General features: G+C 62.0%; 18 protein-coding genes. 9 read left to right on the plus strand and 9 right to left on the minus strand.

What is annotated here, in order from left to right; genetic code table 11:
- Nucleotides 1-530: 530 nt before the first annotated feature.
- From ACXAED_RS17285 to ACXAED_RS17295, 3 genes are all read left to right on the plus strand, one after another.
- A complete protein-coding gene (locus tag ACXAED_RS17285) occupies nucleotides 531-1,175 on the plus strand; it encodes a recombinase family protein (protein WP_475051745.1) in 645 nt (214 codons plus the stop codon).
- Nucleotides 1,176-1,928: 753 nt separating this feature from the next.
- Entirely contained in the window at nucleotides 1,929-2,258 is a 330-nt protein-coding gene (locus ACXAED_RS17290) for a hypothetical protein (protein ID WP_475051746.1), read from the plus strand.
- Nucleotides 2,259-2,267: 9 nt separating this feature from the next.
- Nucleotides 2,268-2,666, plus strand: a complete 399-nt coding sequence (locus tag ACXAED_RS17295) for a thermonuclease family protein (RefSeq protein WP_475051747.1) — start codon at nucleotides 2,268-2,270, stop codon at nucleotides 2,664-2,666.
- A gap of 245 nt (nucleotides 2,667-2,911) precedes the next feature.
- On the opposite strand, the gene ACXAED_RS17300 is transcribed toward ACXAED_RS17295, so the two are convergent.
- Nucleotides 2,912-3,157, minus strand: a complete 246-nt coding sequence (locus tag ACXAED_RS17300; RefSeq protein WP_475051749.1) for a hypothetical protein — start codon at nucleotides 3,155-3,157, stop codon at nucleotides 2,912-2,914.
- A gap of 344 nt (nucleotides 3,158-3,501) precedes the next feature.
- Here ACXAED_RS17300 and ACXAED_RS17305 point away from each other — a divergent pair, with 344 nt between their 5' ends.
- The 3 genes from ACXAED_RS17305 to tig all read left to right on the plus strand — a co-directional run bounded on the left by ACXAED_RS17305 (nucleotide 3,502) and on the right by tig (nucleotide 7,628).
- On the plus strand, nucleotides 3,502-4,617 hold the full coding sequence (locus tag ACXAED_RS17305; protein WP_475051750.1) for a porin: 1,116 nt from the start codon (nucleotides 3,502-3,504) through the stop codon (nucleotides 4,615-4,617).
- Between the two features lie 364 nt (nucleotides 4,618-4,981).
- On the plus strand, nucleotides 4,982-6,100 hold the full coding sequence (locus tag ACXAED_RS17310) for a porin (RefSeq protein WP_475051752.1): 1,119 nt from the start codon (nucleotides 4,982-4,984) through the stop codon (nucleotides 6,098-6,100).
- 196 nt (nucleotides 6,101-6,296) lie between these two features.
- Nucleotides 6,297-7,628 (plus strand): trigger factor, encoded by a 1,332-nt coding sequence (gene tig / locus ACXAED_RS17315; protein WP_475051754.1) that lies wholly within the window; start codon nucleotides 6,297-6,299, stop codon nucleotides 7,626-7,628.
- A 66-nt stretch (nucleotides 7,629-7,694) separates the two neighbouring features.
- Here tig and ACXAED_RS17320 read toward each other — a convergent pair whose 3' ends face one another.
- The 7 genes from ACXAED_RS17320 to rpsF all read right to left on the minus strand — a co-directional run bounded on the left by ACXAED_RS17320 (nucleotide 7,695) and on the right by rpsF (nucleotide 11,585).
- The gene (locus ACXAED_RS17320; RefSeq protein ID WP_475051757.1) at nucleotides 7,695-8,378 is read right to left on the minus strand and encodes an HTTM domain-containing protein; all 684 of its coding nucleotides are present in this window, start codon (nucleotides 8,376-8,378) and stop codon (nucleotides 7,695-7,697) included.
- A complete protein-coding gene (locus tag ACXAED_RS17325) occupies nucleotides 8,375-8,842 on the minus strand; it encodes a hypothetical protein (RefSeq protein WP_475051758.1) in 468 nt (155 codons plus the stop codon). Before ACXAED_RS17325 ends, ACXAED_RS17320 begins: the two co-directional genes overlap by 4 nt.
- 162 nt (nucleotides 8,843-9,004) lie before the next feature.
- Complete coding sequence (locus ACXAED_RS17330) at nucleotides 9,005-9,475, minus strand: transglycosylase SLT domain-containing protein (protein ID WP_475051759.1); 471 nt, start codon at nucleotides 9,473-9,475, stop codon at nucleotides 9,005-9,007.
- Nucleotides 9,476-9,980: 505 nt separating this feature from the next.
- On the minus strand, nucleotides 9,981-10,172 hold the full coding sequence (locus ACXAED_RS17335) for a hypothetical protein (protein ID WP_475051761.1): 192 nt from the start codon (nucleotides 10,170-10,172) through the stop codon (nucleotides 9,981-9,983).
- 176 nt (nucleotides 10,173-10,348) lie between these two features.
- On the minus strand, nucleotides 10,349-10,963 hold the full coding sequence (rplI, locus tag ACXAED_RS17340) for a 50S ribosomal protein L9 (protein WP_475051762.1): 615 nt from the start codon (nucleotides 10,961-10,963) through the stop codon (nucleotides 10,349-10,351).
- Nucleotides 10,964-10,975: 12 nt separating this feature from the next.
- The gene (gene rpsR, locus ACXAED_RS17345; protein ID WP_005982441.1) at nucleotides 10,976-11,203 is read right to left on the minus strand and encodes a 30S ribosomal protein S18; all 228 of its coding nucleotides are present in this window, start codon (nucleotides 11,201-11,203) and stop codon (nucleotides 10,976-10,978) included.
- A gap of 28 nt (nucleotides 11,204-11,231) precedes the next feature.
- Nucleotides 11,232-11,585, minus strand: a complete 354-nt coding sequence (gene rpsF / locus ACXAED_RS17350) for a 30S ribosomal protein S6 (RefSeq protein WP_027237802.1) — start codon at nucleotides 11,583-11,585, stop codon at nucleotides 11,232-11,234.
- Between the two features lie 306 nt (nucleotides 11,586-11,891).
- On the opposite strand from rpsF, the gene ACXAED_RS17355 reads away from it, so the two are divergent.
- The 3 genes from ACXAED_RS17355 to ACXAED_RS17365 all read left to right on the plus strand — a co-directional run bounded on the left by ACXAED_RS17355 (nucleotide 11,892) and on the right by ACXAED_RS17365 (nucleotide 13,671).
- A complete protein-coding gene (locus ACXAED_RS17355; RefSeq protein WP_475051766.1) occupies nucleotides 11,892-12,425 on the plus strand; it encodes a hypothetical protein in 534 nt (177 codons plus the stop codon).
- A 155-nt stretch (nucleotides 12,426-12,580) separates the two neighbouring features.
- The gene (locus tag ACXAED_RS17360) at nucleotides 12,581-13,159 is read left to right on the plus strand and encodes a YceI family protein (protein ID WP_475051768.1); all 579 of its coding nucleotides are present in this window, start codon (nucleotides 12,581-12,583) and stop codon (nucleotides 13,157-13,159) included.
- Nucleotides 13,160-13,332: 173 nt separating this feature from the next.
- Nucleotides 13,333-13,671, plus strand: coding sequence for a hypothetical protein (locus tag ACXAED_RS17365; protein ID WP_475051771.1), 339 nt, complete (start codon nucleotides 13,333-13,335; stop codon nucleotides 13,669-13,671).
- A 208-nt stretch (nucleotides 13,672-13,879) separates the two neighbouring features.
- Here the strand turns inward: ACXAED_RS17365 and ACXAED_RS17370 are convergent, their stop codons facing one another.
- Nucleotides 13,880-15,121 carry a cytochrome b/b6 domain-containing protein gene (locus tag ACXAED_RS17370; protein ID WP_475051774.1) on the minus strand — a complete coding sequence of 414 codons (1,242 nt, stop codon included), beginning with the start codon at nucleotides 15,119-15,121 and terminating at the stop codon, nucleotides 13,880-13,882.
- Nucleotides 15,122-15,244: the final 123 nt, after the last annotated feature.

The raw sequence follows: 15,244 nt of genomic DNA on the forward strand, positions 1-15,244 counted from the left end.
GAGCTGTGCGAAATGTTCCAAAACCCACGAAAGACGGGCTGAGTATGTGCATAGGCGCGGTGCGGGTTTTGGCCCTATCGACCGTGCCATCCTTTAAACCGGACATTGATCCGGGAAACTTGAACGGCAGCAAAGTCCGGCACAGCGATCGCTCGTGCTGGCGGTTTCTGTATCGTCGTTATGTATGTTATTTTTTAGCATACAGTATGTCAACAATAGGCATACATTATTACGCTTGCTAGTATGCGATTTATGGGCATACAAACGCGAATGGCGTGGCAGGACTTCCTAACTGACGAAGAGCGGCAAGAGCTTGAAGCCGCAGAGGCAGATTTTGCCGCTGCGAAAAGGGCTTTGGACCCTGTGAAGGCTCGCCGGGATGCCACGCGAAAGAAGCTCAAGATCCGTTGCGACATGCGTATGCATCGCGCCAAAGGTGAAAACGGATCGGACGAATAGCGCGCAGGTTGCCTTGTCCAGAAATTGTGTCCAGATTGGATGCGTGAGGCGGGATTTAGAGTAAGAAAGCGATGTCCGAATCCGAAAAACAGCCGGTGCGCAAGATCGGGTATGCCCGTGTTTCGACTGCTGAACAAAACCCGGATATGCAGATCCAGGCGCTCAAGGATTATGGCGTGCCGGAAGAACTGATTTTCGTGGACCGGGCCAGCGGTGGCAGCCTGGACCGCCCGGCCTTCCGCCAGGCGCTGAGGTTTGCGCAGCACTCCGGCACAGAGTTTGTCGTCTGGAAACTCGACCGGCTGGGCCGCACGCTGGAAGGTGTGATCATGGTGCTGAACCTGTTCGAGCAGCGCGGCCTGAAGTTCTTCAGCCTGACCGAGCGCGTGGATATGACCACGCCGATGGGCAAGGCTATGGTGCAGATCATGGGCGCGGTCGCTGAGTTGGAGCGCAACCTGATTATTGAGCGCACCAAGGCGGGGATCGAGCGGGCCAAGGCTCGCGGAGAAAAGCCCGGACGCCCGATTGCCATGACGCCCGCCCGGGTCGAGGTGGCCGACATGATGCTGCGATCTGGCAAGCGCGGTCAGGAAGTGTTCGAGGCGGTCAAGCCGCTGTCAGAGGTCAAGCTGAGCCGTGCCGCCTACTATGCCTTTCAGAAGCGGTGGGACGATGGCGAGATAGCAACCGTCGATGACGGTGAGGAATCCTAGAAAGGAGTGACTGGTTTGATGAGAGTTTGTGTTTTCTTAGGTTTATTATTGGCAACTGCGTGCGTGAGCACCTCGGAGATGCGGCAAGCCCAGTTTCTCGAAGAAAGAAACGGTGAAAGCGTGTATCGCTTTTGGGTTTATCGAACGGCGCACATCCAAGGCAGAGGCGACCAGCTGTGCCCTGGTGGGTGGCGAGAGTTGGAGGGCCGAGAGCTCGGAGAACGCGACTACTATTACGCAAATGGAGTGCCAATCCACTACCAAAAGGTTTGGGTCACAATATCGTGCCCAGTAGACAGGCCTTAATGTCTGCAAGTCCAAGTAAGGAGACGCCTCGGCGCGATCCTCGCGCTGGGGATCGTGCGGGGGTGGGGATGCAAGGCCCTTCCCCCGCGATCTGATACGGAGCCAGGCAATGGATGCTAAGGACAGGCGACAATTCGGACTAGTTTGTGAAAACCTGGCTGAAGCTTTCCGGCGCGTCGCTGCGGCTGGAGGGCTAGATCTTCCGTTTCTCCCAACGGATGCCGCCACGCGCGCGGATGCGGCCGCGGCGGAACTTCTTCAGGGGCCAAAATTGATTAAGACCAAATAAGAGTGCGGCCCGCGAAGGTGATAAAACAAGTACTGGTTACGCGCGGGCCGCTGCCCCTGTTGCCAGTGGCAAGTTGATGGTAGGGCGATTACTCGCATTTTTGCGGGGAATTTTCGAAGCGACCGCTCAAAATGGGGTTGTCTGGATAGGAGCAGGGCATGACGAACGTAGTTAGCTCTCATGGTGTTCCGGCGCCGCGGCGCGCTCTTGCGCGGCAGATGCGTGAGTTGGCGGAACTGCTTGAAGGCGACCAGCTGGATACTGAACCCTACGGGATCATGATGTGCCTTATGGGCGCCACGCAGTTCGAGGTGGTGGGCGTCGGAGAGACTGAGGGGTGGTCGGGGGCGCGGCAGGCGATGTGCGCCGTGCTGGGCGCGCAATTCGATACAGTTGGCGGGAACATCCGCCCGCGTGATCATGCCGTGTATCAGCCGCGCAAGGCCGCTGCCGCCGTGCCGCTGGTTGTTGCAACCAAGTCCAAATAGGAGCTAGGTGTGCGACTTGCATTGTTCATGCTGGCATTCGTGGTACTTGCGCCGCCCCTTTGGGCGGGCGGGGTGAAGGTGCGCGATGCTGACACCATCGTGGTGAGCGGTACGCCGGTTCGCTTGCAGGGGGTGGACGCTCCAGAACTGGACACCGGCGCTGGTACGGACGCCCGTCGTTGGATGGTGAATTACTTGGCCAACAGAACGGTCGAGTGCACATTGAACGGCGAGCGATCCCATGACCGATACGTCGGCGTTTGCTATGCTGATGGGGTGGACATCGGGGCGGCCGTCATTGCCGCGGGCTACGCTCTGGACTGCCAGCGGTACTCTGGTGGGCGCTATCGGCATCTTGAAACCCCAGCAGCGAAGTCCCGGATCCGCCGGGCCAGATATTGTCGGTGAGTGCATCAAGGGAGAATCGTGGTGATTGTTATTGAGAAAAAGTACCTCCCGAAAGAACTCAGCGACGTTCGAGTTAACAGGGATCAGGTAGCTTGGGTGCAGATCACAGATGGTGGTGGAGACGGAAACGTATTGCTTAGAGTGCACTTTCCATCTGGACCCAGTCTGAAGCTCGCAATCATAGAAGCTGAAGCAAATCAGGTGTTGGGCCTGTTCGCTTGATCCATATCGGGAGGGCGAGGGGGCTAGCCCGGTGCTTTGCTCCCGGCGCTCCACCAATTCTGCGCGTAGTAGGGGCGGCAGCGGCCGAGCATGTTGTTGGGGGTTGCGCGATCTTCCGGGCAGTCGGCGGCGATGATGCTGAGTGCCTGGGGCAGCTCCGTTTCGCTTCCGACGATCTCCACAAACCGCTCTTTCTTATAGCGCCCATAACGGCTGCAATAGTTGCAACAGATTTCAACCGTCGGCAGTGGGTAGTCTTTGGCGCGCATGTGAGGGGGTGACGTTTGTCCTCGGTTTGTTCCGTTTTATACTTTCACGCTTCGTTCTTGCAATGTCCTATAAAACTTTCAGGCTATGTGCGTTGAAATCATTGATTGTTCGTTAGTTTTAGGTTCTGGCGCCGCAAGGCGTGGGGGTTCAAGTCCCTTCACCCGCACCATCTCTCTAAAAATGCAGATTTTGTTTTCTTCGCCGCGGTGGCAAGGCTGGTCGCGGATAGCGCGCGGGCAGGGGCGTTCGCGGCCTGGCGGCCATTGACGGATCCTTGCCCGGAATGATCAGCGGGCTACCTGCCGGGTGAGATTTTCCGAATATTCTGCTGAGGGAGATAGCCATGCCACGTCTTCATCATTTTCTCAGCGCGGCGGCGGTTTTTTGTGTCCTGGAGCAGCCCGCGGGAGCTGAACTGAAATACACCAACAATTCCGGCGGCTACGTCGAGATCTACGGTCAGTTTAATCCGGCCATCATCTCGGTCGATGACGGGCAGCAGACAGAGACGAATGTGCTGGACAATGACCTGTCCCGCTCCCGGGTGGGGCTCCGGCTGATCCAGCCGTTTGGCAGCAACACCTTCGGCTTCCGCTTCGAAACCGGGCTGGGCTTTCCGAATTCGACCGAAGTCAATCAGTTCGGGTCGAACTACAGCGGCTGGACGCGTGCGGATCTGCGTCATGTGGACTTCTGGCTGGAAGGGAGCTGGGGCAAATTCTCAGCGGGGCAGGGCAGCATGGCGGCGGATGGTGCGGCCGAGACGGAACTGTCCTATGTTGGCACCGCGCTTTATTCCTATACCGTGGATTCCAACGCCGGATTTCTGTTCCGCGACACCACGGGGGCGCTGACCGGGCCTGCACTGGTCAATGCTTTCGACAATCTCGATGGCTCCCGGCGCGGCCGCATCCGCTATGACACGCCGGACTTCAACGGGTTTTCCGCTGGGATCGCCTGGGGGCAGAACGTGCTCTCCTCTTCGGATGATGCCGACTATTATGACATCGGTCTGTTTTACGGGCAGGAGCTGGGCTCTGCCGAATTCAGCGCATCCCTGGCCTATCAGGTGCGTGAAGATGCCGGCACCGACCGGTCGGACGTGCTGGGGGCGGCCTCGGTGCTGCTGGACAACGGCATCAGCTTCACGGTTGCGGGCGGCACCCGGGACAACGACGCGGCAGGCGCCAGCGACCCGAGCTATTACTATGCCAAGATCGCCTATGAGGACGAATGGCTGGCCTGGGGCAAAACCGGCATTGGGGTGCACTACTATGACGGTGAGGATTTCAATGTCACCGGTTCGACCGCCAAAGGCTGGGGGATTGGCGCGGTGCAGAAGGTCGAGACCCTCAATACCGACATCTACCTGACCTATCAGGAGTATGAATACGAGGATGCCGCGGCGACCTACCAGGATCTGACGACCTGGGTTCTGGGCGCGCGCTGGAAATTCTGACGGCGCCGGAGACAGACCTCGAAAACGCCCTGGATCTCCCGGGCGTTTTTTTGTGCCCGGCGGCGTATTGGGCTGTGCAGGAATGAATGGGTTTCTGCGCGCCGGCGCAGGGTTGCTTAAACCGCATGGCACCTCTGACGAAACAAGCCGGGTGAATGTGAAACGCTTCACTCAAAGCGTTGAAAGAAGGCGGTTTATCGCCTGGGCGGGATCTTGCTGAGCGGATTTCCGCTTATCTGATTTGCTGGGCAGCAGCCCGGTTTTTCAACCCTGAAGCTGCCGAAATCTGCATGATACCCAGTCCCCCGGCAGCGGTCTCAGGGATGGAGAGGCACGCCGCCGACGGAACAGGAGACTCAGAATAATGAGCAAAAAATTTGCAGCACGTGCCGGCGCGGCGTCGCTGGCAGCGGCCCTGGCAGCCCCGGCATTTGCAGGCCCCACGTACACCAACGACACCGGCGGCAGCTTCCGCTGGTACGGACAGTTCAATCCAGCCTACCAGTCGTTTGACGACGGGGAACAGGACTTCAACCGCCTGACCGACAACGCGGCCTCCAACTCGCGCATCGGTTTCTGGCTGGAGCAGGCGTACGGTGAGAACACCCTGCGGTTCAATTTTGAAACCGCCTTCGGCTTCCGCTCCTCGGACGGGGTCAGCCAGACCTCAACCGGCGACAACCTCAGCTGGGACCGCACCAACATCCGCCACGTCGACTTCCAGTTCGACACTGCCCGCTATGGCCGCTTCTCGGCGGGTCAGGGCTCGATGGCGACCGACGGCATCACCGGCGCGGATTTCTCGGGCACCGGTCTCGGCGCCTCCAACTCGGTGGCCGACCCCGCCGGCGGCTATGCCTTCCGCACCGGCGCGGCCGCACTCAGCTCCGTCGATATCGGCGATGCCTTCACCGACCTCGACGGCAGCCGCCTGGGCCGCATCCGCTACGACTCCCCGGAATTCGGGGGCTTCACCCTCTCGACCTCTTGGGGCACCGACGTGCTGAAGGACGCAAACGACCGCGAAAGCTATGACGTTGCGGTGCGTTGGGCCAACGACGATGCCGCGGGCTTTGCGATCGACACCGGCATCGGCGCCTCCTGGACCGAAGAAACCGGCGAGGAAGACACCCGCGACATCTCCGGCTCCTTTGCGGTTCTGCACAAGGCCACCGGCCTGTCGCTGAACGTGGCCGCAGGCGAGCGCGACATTGCGGGCAGCTATGCCTACGCCAAGCTGGGCTATTCGGCGGATCTGATCGCGGCCGGTTCCACCTCCTTCTCGGTGGACTACTATGACGGCTCCGACATGGTCACCGCCGGCGACAGCGCAGAGTCCTGGGGCGTGGCTGCGGTCCAGAAGATCGACGCCTACAACGTCGAAACCTACCTGGCCTACCGCGACTACTCCTATGCCGACACCAGCGCCACCAGCTACCAGGACGCAAACGTCATCCTGGCCGGTGCCCGCTGGAAGTTCTGAACCGCGACTCCCTCGGTTTCTGGAACGGAAACACGCCCCTTTGCGGGCGTGTTTTTCGTTTGCAGCCCCGGAAATCCGCGGGATTGCGCAGGAAAGAGGCAATCCCCCTTGCGCCGCCGCGCCGGGGGAAATAGAAGACCGCAAATTGTCTGGGGGCGCCTGCGCGCACGCGCCCCGAATCTCTATGGGGAATAGGATGCAGGTCACCGAGACGCTGAACGAAGGTCTGAAACGCGGCTACGCCATTACCGTCACCGCTGCAGAGCTGGACGAGAAGGTCAACGAAAAGCTGGTCGAAGCGCAGCCGGAAATCGAAATGAAGGGTTTCCGCAAGGGCAAGGTCCCGATGGCGCTGCTGAAAAAGCAGTTCGGCCAGCGCCTGATGGGCGAAGCCATGCAGGAAGCCGTCGACGGCGCCATGAACAAGCATTTCGAGGACAGCGGCGACCGTCCGGCGCTGCAGCCCGACGTCAAGATGACCAACGAAGACTGGAAAGAAGGCGACGACGTCAACGTCGAGATGTCCTATGAGGCACTGCCGGAAATCCCCGAAGTCGACTTCTCCGGCGTCGAGCTGGAAAAGCTGGTTGTGAAGGCTGAAGACGAAGCCGTCACCGAGGCACTGAACAACCTGGCGGAAACCGCCAAGGAATTCGAAGCCCGTGAAGAGGGCGCAGCAGCCGAAGACGGCGACCAGGTCGTGATCGACTTCGTCGGCAAGATCGACGGCGAAGCCTTTGACGGCGGCGCAGGCGACGACTACCCGCTGGTGCTGGGCTCCAACTCCTTCATCCCCGGCTTCGAAGAGCAGCTGGTCGGCACCAAAGCCGGTGAAGAAAAAGACGTCACCGTCTCCTTCCCGGAAGAGTACCAGGCCGAGCACCTGGCCGGTAAGGAAGCCGTGTTCTCCTGCACCGTCAAGGAAGTGAAAGCTCCGAAAGCGGCTGAGATCGACGACGAGCTGGCCAAGAAATTCGGTGCCGAAGACCTAGATGGTCTGAAAGCGCAGATCTCGGAGCGTCTGGAAGCCGAATACGCCGGCGCCGCCCGCGCCGTGATGAAGCGCGCGCTGCTGGACAAGCTGGACGGCCTGGTCTCCTTCGACCTGCCGCCGTCGCTGGTCGACGCCGAAGCCAAACAGATCGCGCATCAGCTGTGGCACGAGGACAACCCGGAAGTGCAGGGCCACGACCACGGCGAGATCGAGCCGACCGAAGAGCACGTCAAGCTGGCCGAGCGCCGCGTGCGCCTGGGCCTGCTGCTGGCCGAGCTGGGCCAGAAAGCCGAGGTCGAAGTGACCGACGCCGAGATGACCCAGGCGATCATGCAGCAAGCGCGCCAGTACCCGGGCCAGGAACGCCAGTTCTTCGAGTTCATCCAGCAGAACGCCCAGATGCAGCAGCAGCTGCGCGCGCCGATCTTCGAAGACAAGGTTGTCGACCACATCGTCGAGCAAGCCAAAGTCGAGGAGAAGGAAGTCTCCAAGGAAGAGCTGCAGAAGGCGGTTGAGGAGCTGGAAGAGGAGTAATCCTCTCCCTCTAGCCAGATTACGGAAAGGCCGCCTGATGGGCGGCCTTTTTCGTGCTTGGCCCGGTCAAAGAACCACCCGCTCCTGCAGCCACAGGAGCGACGGATAGGCTGCCAGCCAGATCCAGAAAAACCGGTTCAGTCCGAACAGGCAGGCATTGGCGAGATGGAACAGCGCCGCGGTGAACAGCGCCACCACCAGCGCCTCTTGGTTGAACAGGGCCAGCGGGAACAGCACTTCGAACAGCATCACCGCCCAGCCCATCATCCACAGCAGCCTGGGGCGGTCTGCAAGGCTGCGGAGGCCCTCGCTAACGGGGTAGGCTGAAAAACGGAACACGTCCTGCAGCGCGCGTCCAGAGCGCCACTCCGGGTTCACAATCTTCACCTGGCCGGAAATGAAGTAGCAGATCACCAGCTGCCCGGCGAGATAGGCAAAGGCATACTCCTGCCATTGCTCTGACGGAAGCCAGCGGGCCGCAGGCAAGCAGCAGAGGATCAGCAGGCTCATCTTGTCGCTGCCGCCGTTGTAAGGGCCCTGAAACCGCTGCAGCAGCAACAGCCCCACGATCACCAGTCCCAACAGCACCCAGGGCGTGGCGATCCCGAATAGCAGCAGCCCGGCCAGCAGCAGGCGGGGGCCGTGCAGGATCTGCTCATCGCGGAAGCCCGCCAGATGTTCAGCGCTTTGCTGCAGGAAGGCGAGCGCCAGCAGCACCTCGGTGGCGCGCAGGGCCAGCTCCAGGCTCATGCGGCGGCCTGTTGTGCGGCTTGGGCGGAGAGGCCGGCCATCAGAAGCGGTTCGGACTGATAGGTGACTGCCTTGACCAGCAGGCCGTCCTCACCGCGATCCAGAAAGACGAGGCGGAACTGCAGATAGGGCAGGAGAGCACCGGGCGGCAGCGCACGCTGCAGGTCAGCCGCAATCCGCCGCAGGATTTCCTGCTGGCTGTGTTCGGTTGGCGCCAGCGTCAGCCGTTCGGCACAGCTGACCAGGAACAGGCTTTCGTTCCAGCGCGCATTCCACAGCATCCGCCCGGCCACCGCCAGCAGGCTCAGCCGCTGCGGGCGCGGCCGGAATTCGCGCCATTGCTGGGGAGCGCTGGACGCGCTGTCCAGCATACGCCATTCCACCCGGGGCGAGGGGTCCACCGATTTGAAAAAGCGCCAGGAAGGGATCAGCGCTGGCAGCAGCAGTTTGAAGAGGGTCAGCATCACGCCAGTAAAGCGGGCGCTGGTTAGAATTCTGCTAAAATGCCACCAGATCGAAAGCGAAATGCTCCCGCCCGTCCTCGGCACCTTCCTGCGGAAGCCGCCGGCGTCCCGTTGGGCCGGGCAGCGCCCCTGCGGGGCGCTGCGGGCTGCGGCTCAACCGTCTCAGGGGCGCAGGCCGGTTTCCTTGAGCATACCGCGGCGTTTGGCCTCAAAATAATAGCCGCGGGAGTAATGCTTGACGGCCATGTCCTGGCTGCCATCGGCGAGCAGCCAGGCGCCGCGCAAGTATTTGACGGAAAACTGCAGGTTGGTGTCCGCGTCCAGCAGTTCCTTGGGCTGGCCCTCGAAACCCATCGAGCGGGCCGTGGCGGGAAGAATTTGCAGCAGCCCGTAATATGGCCGGTTCACCGCGTGCGGGCGGTGGGTGCTTTCGCGCACCGCCAGCCGGTGCACCAAGCTGCGCGGGACCTCGTAGTGGTCTGCCCAATAGTTGATCTGCTGCCGCAGTTCAGGCGTTTCATTGGGATGGAGCGGCGGATTGTATCTCGTGACCTCGGGCGTTGAGGCGGTACTTCCGCAGGCAGCCAGAACTGCGGCTGCAAAAAATAAGATCAGTGTGGTCCGGCGCGACATGCGGCCTCCGCATATTGTTACACGCGGCCAGCCTAGCCGCACGGCCCCGGGCTGCAAGACGGGCTGTGGCATAGCCCGGCGCAACCGGCGGGGAATTGCCAGATCAGGAGGGGGTTTCCGCCGGCTTCTGACGGTTTTTGCGAATTTCGGCCGGGTTCATCAAACTTTAAATATTAGACATTTGTTAAATATGGTTATCCACTACATATTGGGTATGCGCATTGAGGCAACACGACCCTCAGGCAGATCGCCCCTCACGCCTGTGGGGCATCTGACCGCATCGGGCAGAAGGGACCGCGGCTGTTTCCCAATTTTCCGCGGTCCCGATAACCCCCGGCAAGCGCAGGCCGGCCTGTCTTTGAAAGCAAGAAACCGACCTATGTTTGGCGCGGCGCAAGGCATGTGGATCTCACCTCCGTCCACCCCGGCCGCAGCGGTTTCGGCGGGGACCTGGCAGGGGGCAGTTCAGGCTTCGCAGCTTAGCCCGCCTCCGGTTTCCGCGAAATCAGCCGGACGCGCGGCTGGGCTTGTTCAACGCCTCAAACAGGCCGCTGCCCGGCGCAATCAGGCCCTTGGGCACGATCTCCGCTATCGCCTCGGTTCTGAAGTCCGGCCGGTCGAACCGGTGCCCGCGCAGCAGCCGGAACAGCAGCCGCCGGCGCAGCGCCAGCTCCTCACGCTCCAGGTCGTCATCCACGTCTGTCCCCTCCATTCTGATCCCGTTGCCATGCTGGCAAGGAACGGCAAACGGGAGGTTTATGGCGGTTGTGCATATCCATAAAACTTAGCGCGGCTTTTAGGCGTGGCCGCCTGAAACAGAAAAGGCCGCCCCGAAGGACGGCCTTTCCCGATTTCCTCTGACCCGAGAAGGGATCAGTTGGTTTCTTCGTCGCCAGCGGCTTCGGCTGCCGGTGCTTCGTCCTCGTCGGACGCCGCGGAGCCGATGTCGTCGAACAGCTCGGAGATCTCGAATTCAGCAGCGGCTTCCTCTTCGGCGGCCAGCTCCTGGATCGATTTGCCCGATGCCTGCAGCTCGGCTTCCTCTTGGGAGCGGGCCACGTTCAGCTTGATTTCGACTTCCACTTCCGGGTGCAGTTTCACGGCGACGGAATGCAGGCCCAGTTCCTTGATCGGGTGGATCAGGGCGACCTGTTTCTTGTCGACCGAGAAGCCGTCCGCAGTTGCAGCGTCAGCTGCGTCGCGCGGGGTGACCGAGCCGTACAGCGCGCCCGCGTCCGATGCGGAGCGAATCACGATGAACTGCTGGCCGTCCAGCTTCTCTGCCAGAGCCTCGGCTTCTTTCTTGGTCTCCAGGTTGCGCGCTTCCAGCTGCGCTTTCTGGGCTTCGAAGGAAGCGATGTTGGCTTCGGATGCGGTCTTTGCCTTGCCCTGCGGCAGCAGGAAGTTGCGGGCGTAACCGGGCTTCACGTCGACGACGTCGCCCATTTGGCCCAGCTTTGCAACGCGCTCAAGAAGGATAACTTGCATCTGCTTATCTCCTTACTTCACGGCGTAGGGCAGCAGGGCGAGGAAGCGGGCGCGCTTGATAGCACGGGCCAGCTCACGCTGCTTCTTGGCCGAAACGGCGGTGATGCGCGAAGGCACGATCTTGCCGCGCTCAGAGATGTAGCGCTGCAGCAGACGGGTGTCTTTGTAGTCGATCTTCGGCGCGTTGTCGCCCGAGAACGGGCAAACCTTGCGGCGGCGGAAAAACGGTTTGGCTGCCATGATTTAGCGTCCTTTTCTCAAGCGTTGATCAGCGGCGCTCGCGACGGCCGTCGCGTTCGTCGCGCTTCTGCATCTGGACCGAAGGGCCCTCGGCGTGCTCGTCGACCTTGATGGTCAGGACGCGCATCACGTCATCATGCAGACGCATCAGGCGCTCCATTTCCTGAACGGCAGACGCGGGTGCGTCGGTGCGCAGGAAGGCATAGTGGCCCTTGCGGTTCTTGTTGATCTTGTAGGCCATGGTCTTGACGCCCCAGTACTCCTGGTCGACCAGCTTGCCGCCGTTGTCGGACAGAACAGCACCGAAGTGTTCGATGAGGCCTTCTGCTTGCGAGTTGGACAGGTCCTGACGCGCAATCATGACATGCTCATAGAGTGGCATGCGAACTCCTGTTTGTGTCTAGGCGCATTTCATAGACGGGGCATCTGATGCTTCCGCTGCCCGGTCACGAGAGGCTGCGCGGATCGAAAGTGTCGCGGAAGCAGGCCCCCTATACAGGCTGAGGCGCAAAGAGCAAGGCAAAAGCGGCCTATGCCGCCGCCAGTGCCGGGCCGCCGCTGCAAAACCGCAAGCGCGCCGCATTGCTGCCTCAATGCCGGTCTTCTCTGATTAACGAAGTCTTAACGCGGCGGGGAGCCGTGATGCCGGCTCCGCGCCGGCAGGGGCAGCTTGAGAAAGGGCAGTCGGATGGCAGTAACAGATCAAACTCCGCCGGAGGTTTCCAGGGCTTCTGGCGGCACGGCGTTTGGTGCCGCAGTCAGAGCGGTGCCGCTGAGCCTGCGGCTGGAGGCAAACTGGAAACTGCGTGTGGTTCTGTTCCGGCTGTTGGGGGCGGCTATGATCCTCGGCTCCACCGGCCTGTGGCTGGTGCCCGGGGCCGGGGCGGACCCGGAGATGAACCTGATCCGGATGGGGATCTCCGTGGCCTTTCTGCTTGCCGGGCTGGTGCTGATGACCGCGCATGAACCCGGCAACCGGCCCGAGGCGTGCTTTGATCCGGTGCGCCGTGAGTTGCGGGTGCTGCAGCGTGACAGCCAGGGCCGCCCCTGCACTGTGCTGCGCCGCAGCTATGAAAGCCTGGGCGGGGTCCGGCTGACAGCGGCCTCGGTGCAGATGTACGAGGTGGACGGCAGCCTGCTGATCGAATTGCCGGTCGGGTCCGCCGCAATGCGCAGCCAGCTGCGCGACCAGTTCAGCGGAGCGGTGCGGTTCCTGACCTGACAGCCCATCACGTTTTCGCGAGACGGGCCCGGCTGCACCGCAGCCGGGTTTTGTGTTCGCCCGCTCACAGCTAGTGTTGGTTTTTGCCGGCTTCCTTTTCAGGAGACTTTCGCCGCATCTGTTGCCACAAGATTTGTTCAGACGGAGCCTTTCCCATGAAGAAGACCCTGCTTGCCGCCGCCCTGGCCGCTGCCACTGCAACTGGCGCTGCCGCCGCCCCCGAAAAATACGTCCTGGATCCCGGCCACAGCCAGATTCTGTTCGATTACAACCACCTGGGCTACTCGACCACCTATGGCCTGTTCTCCGGCTTCGAGGGCGAAATCATGTTCGACCAGGAAGACCCGGCGGCCTCCAGCGTGTCTGTGACCATGCCGCTCAGCATGATGTTCACCGGCTGGCAGGCGCGGTTCGACCACTTCATGACCAAGGACTTCTTCGACGCCACCGAGGATGAAACCGTCAGCTTCACCTCCACCGCCATCGAAGTGACCGGCGAGGACACCGCCAAGATCACCGGCGATCTGACCATCAACGGCGTGACCAAGTCGGTTGTGCTGGATGCCAAGCTGAACCAGAAAGGTGAGCACCCGATGGCCAAGAAGCCCTGGGCCGGTTTTGACGCAACAACCCAGGTCCTGCGCTCCGACTACAACCTGGGCCAGTTCGCCCCCTTCGTGAGCGACGAGGTCAACATCAAGATTTCGATCGAGGCAATGAAGGCCGACAGCTGACCCTGATCCGCTGACCTGAAACCTTTTGGCCGCCAGCTCACTCCGGGCTGGCGGTTTTTTCGTGCCTGCTGCTGCGGGCCTCCCCAAAGCGTGACCGGAGTTCACTGGCGTTTTCCGCCGCCCTGCGGCAGTCTGGTGCCGGCCTCTCCGGCCACATCGGAAAGGAGGCACCCATGTTCCGCTTAGGCTATATCGCTTCAGCCGGTGCGGCATTGGCCCTCGCTGCCAACCAGGCTTTCACAGCGCCCGCCGCCGCCCATGATTCAGGCCATGATGCGGCCCGCGCCATTGCCGGGCTGATTGCCCTGGGCCTTATCGTCAAAAGCCTGGACGACCGGAAGCACCGCCACCACGGGTATAACTACAGCTACCAGCCGCGTACGCATTACTACCTGCGCACCTACTACAAGCCCCACGGCGGCCGCCATCATGTCAAACGGCACCGGCATCACAACCGCGGCATCCACCGCCACCGCACCCGCCACGGCGGCTATTACCGGCACAGCCACTAGGCTGACGCCCCTGCAACTGCAATTGACGGTCCTGCAAAAGCGGGACCTCTCCAGTAGCTGCGCTTGATACCTCGCAGGCAGAGCGGCGCCCGGAACGGCAAAGCGCCGCGCGTCAGCGCGGCGCCGGGCCCAAGGCTGCCAGGGGGTTCCGGCGCAGCCGGGGCATCCGCAGGCGCGGGAGGGCGCCGCTCCCCGGATCACTGGAAGATCACTGGATGCGCCTGGCCTCCAGCTCAACCGTCACGTCCACCGCAAACCCCAGCGAGCTTTCGTCCGGCAGGCTCTTGCCGATACCAAAGTCCAGCCGGTTCACGCTGAGGGCTCCGGTCATCCTCGCGGTGTCTCCCTCCAGATCCAGGCTGAAGGGCAGGGTGGCGGGCACCGTCTGGTCCTTGATTGTCAGGGTGCCTTCGGCCTGGTAGCCCTCCTCCAGCTTTTCGATCTCCGCCTGGAACAGGGCCGTGGGGAAATTGGCGCTGTCAAAGTAATCGGCGCCCATCGCCTGACCGGTCACCGAGCCCAATTCCAGCGAGGGGATGGCGATGGTGACCTCCACATCGCCCGCCGGTCCCGGGGCGGCCGGCTCCTCGAAATTGATCACCGCATTCCACTCGCCAAAGCTGCCGGTGACCGCGCTGCCCATCTGGACGACAGAGATTCCCAGTGTGCCCGACTGCACCGCCCAGCTGCCTGCGGCACCGCTGCCCGGTTCCGAAGCCACAACCGGCGCAGCCGTCCCTGTGGTCTGCTTGCCGCCGAAGACGCCGATTGCTGCACCGCCGCCCAGCGCGCCGGCCCAGACCAGCAGCGCCGCCAGCAGCGGCAGCAGGCTGTGGCTCTGCGCGGGCGGCTGCGGCAGGCTGGCGCGGCCCGGCAGCATCCGGCGCAGGGTGGCGTCCCGGTCGACCACATGATGCTTCAGCGCACCGGCAATATGCAGGCCCAGCGCGCCCGCCAGGGTCCAGACCAGCACCCAGTGCAGCCCCGCCGTCAGCTCTGCCAGCGGCTCGGACTGCGGCACAAACGGCAGTGTCTGCCCGAACGGCCACCAGATCGGGGCAAAACCGGTGGTCGCGGCATGGTGGATCCAGCCGGTCAGCGGCACCGCCACCAGAGAGCCGTACAGCAGCCAGTGCACCATCTCCGCTGCCAGCGCCTCGGCCTTGCGGTCCGGATGCAGCAGCCCCGGCTTGGGCTGGCTCAGCGCCCACAGGATGCGCAGCAGCGCGGTGAAGAACACCGCCACCCCAACGGTCTTGTGCAGCGAGAACAGCAGCGTGGCGCGCTCGATCACCGCCTGGCTTCCGTCAAACGCCGGGCTCTGGATCTCTTGCGCCAGCTCATTGGCGAAGTAGCCCAGCGGAAAGGCCGAAAAGATCAGCAGGGCGGTCAGCCAGTGAAAGGTCTTGGCAACGCTGCCATAGCTTTGAAAGGTGTTTTGGCCGGGCATGGGACATCAGGTCCTTTTCAAGTCTGGTGTTGGACTCAAGGTAACAACACCGTTGTGCCGTGCAATATTCGCTCGCCCTTCATCCGCGCACAGGGCCGGTGCGCAAACTGCAGCTTTGCTTGT

The sequence above is a fragment of the Leisingera sp. ABM4_103 genome, from assembly GCF_056158685.1.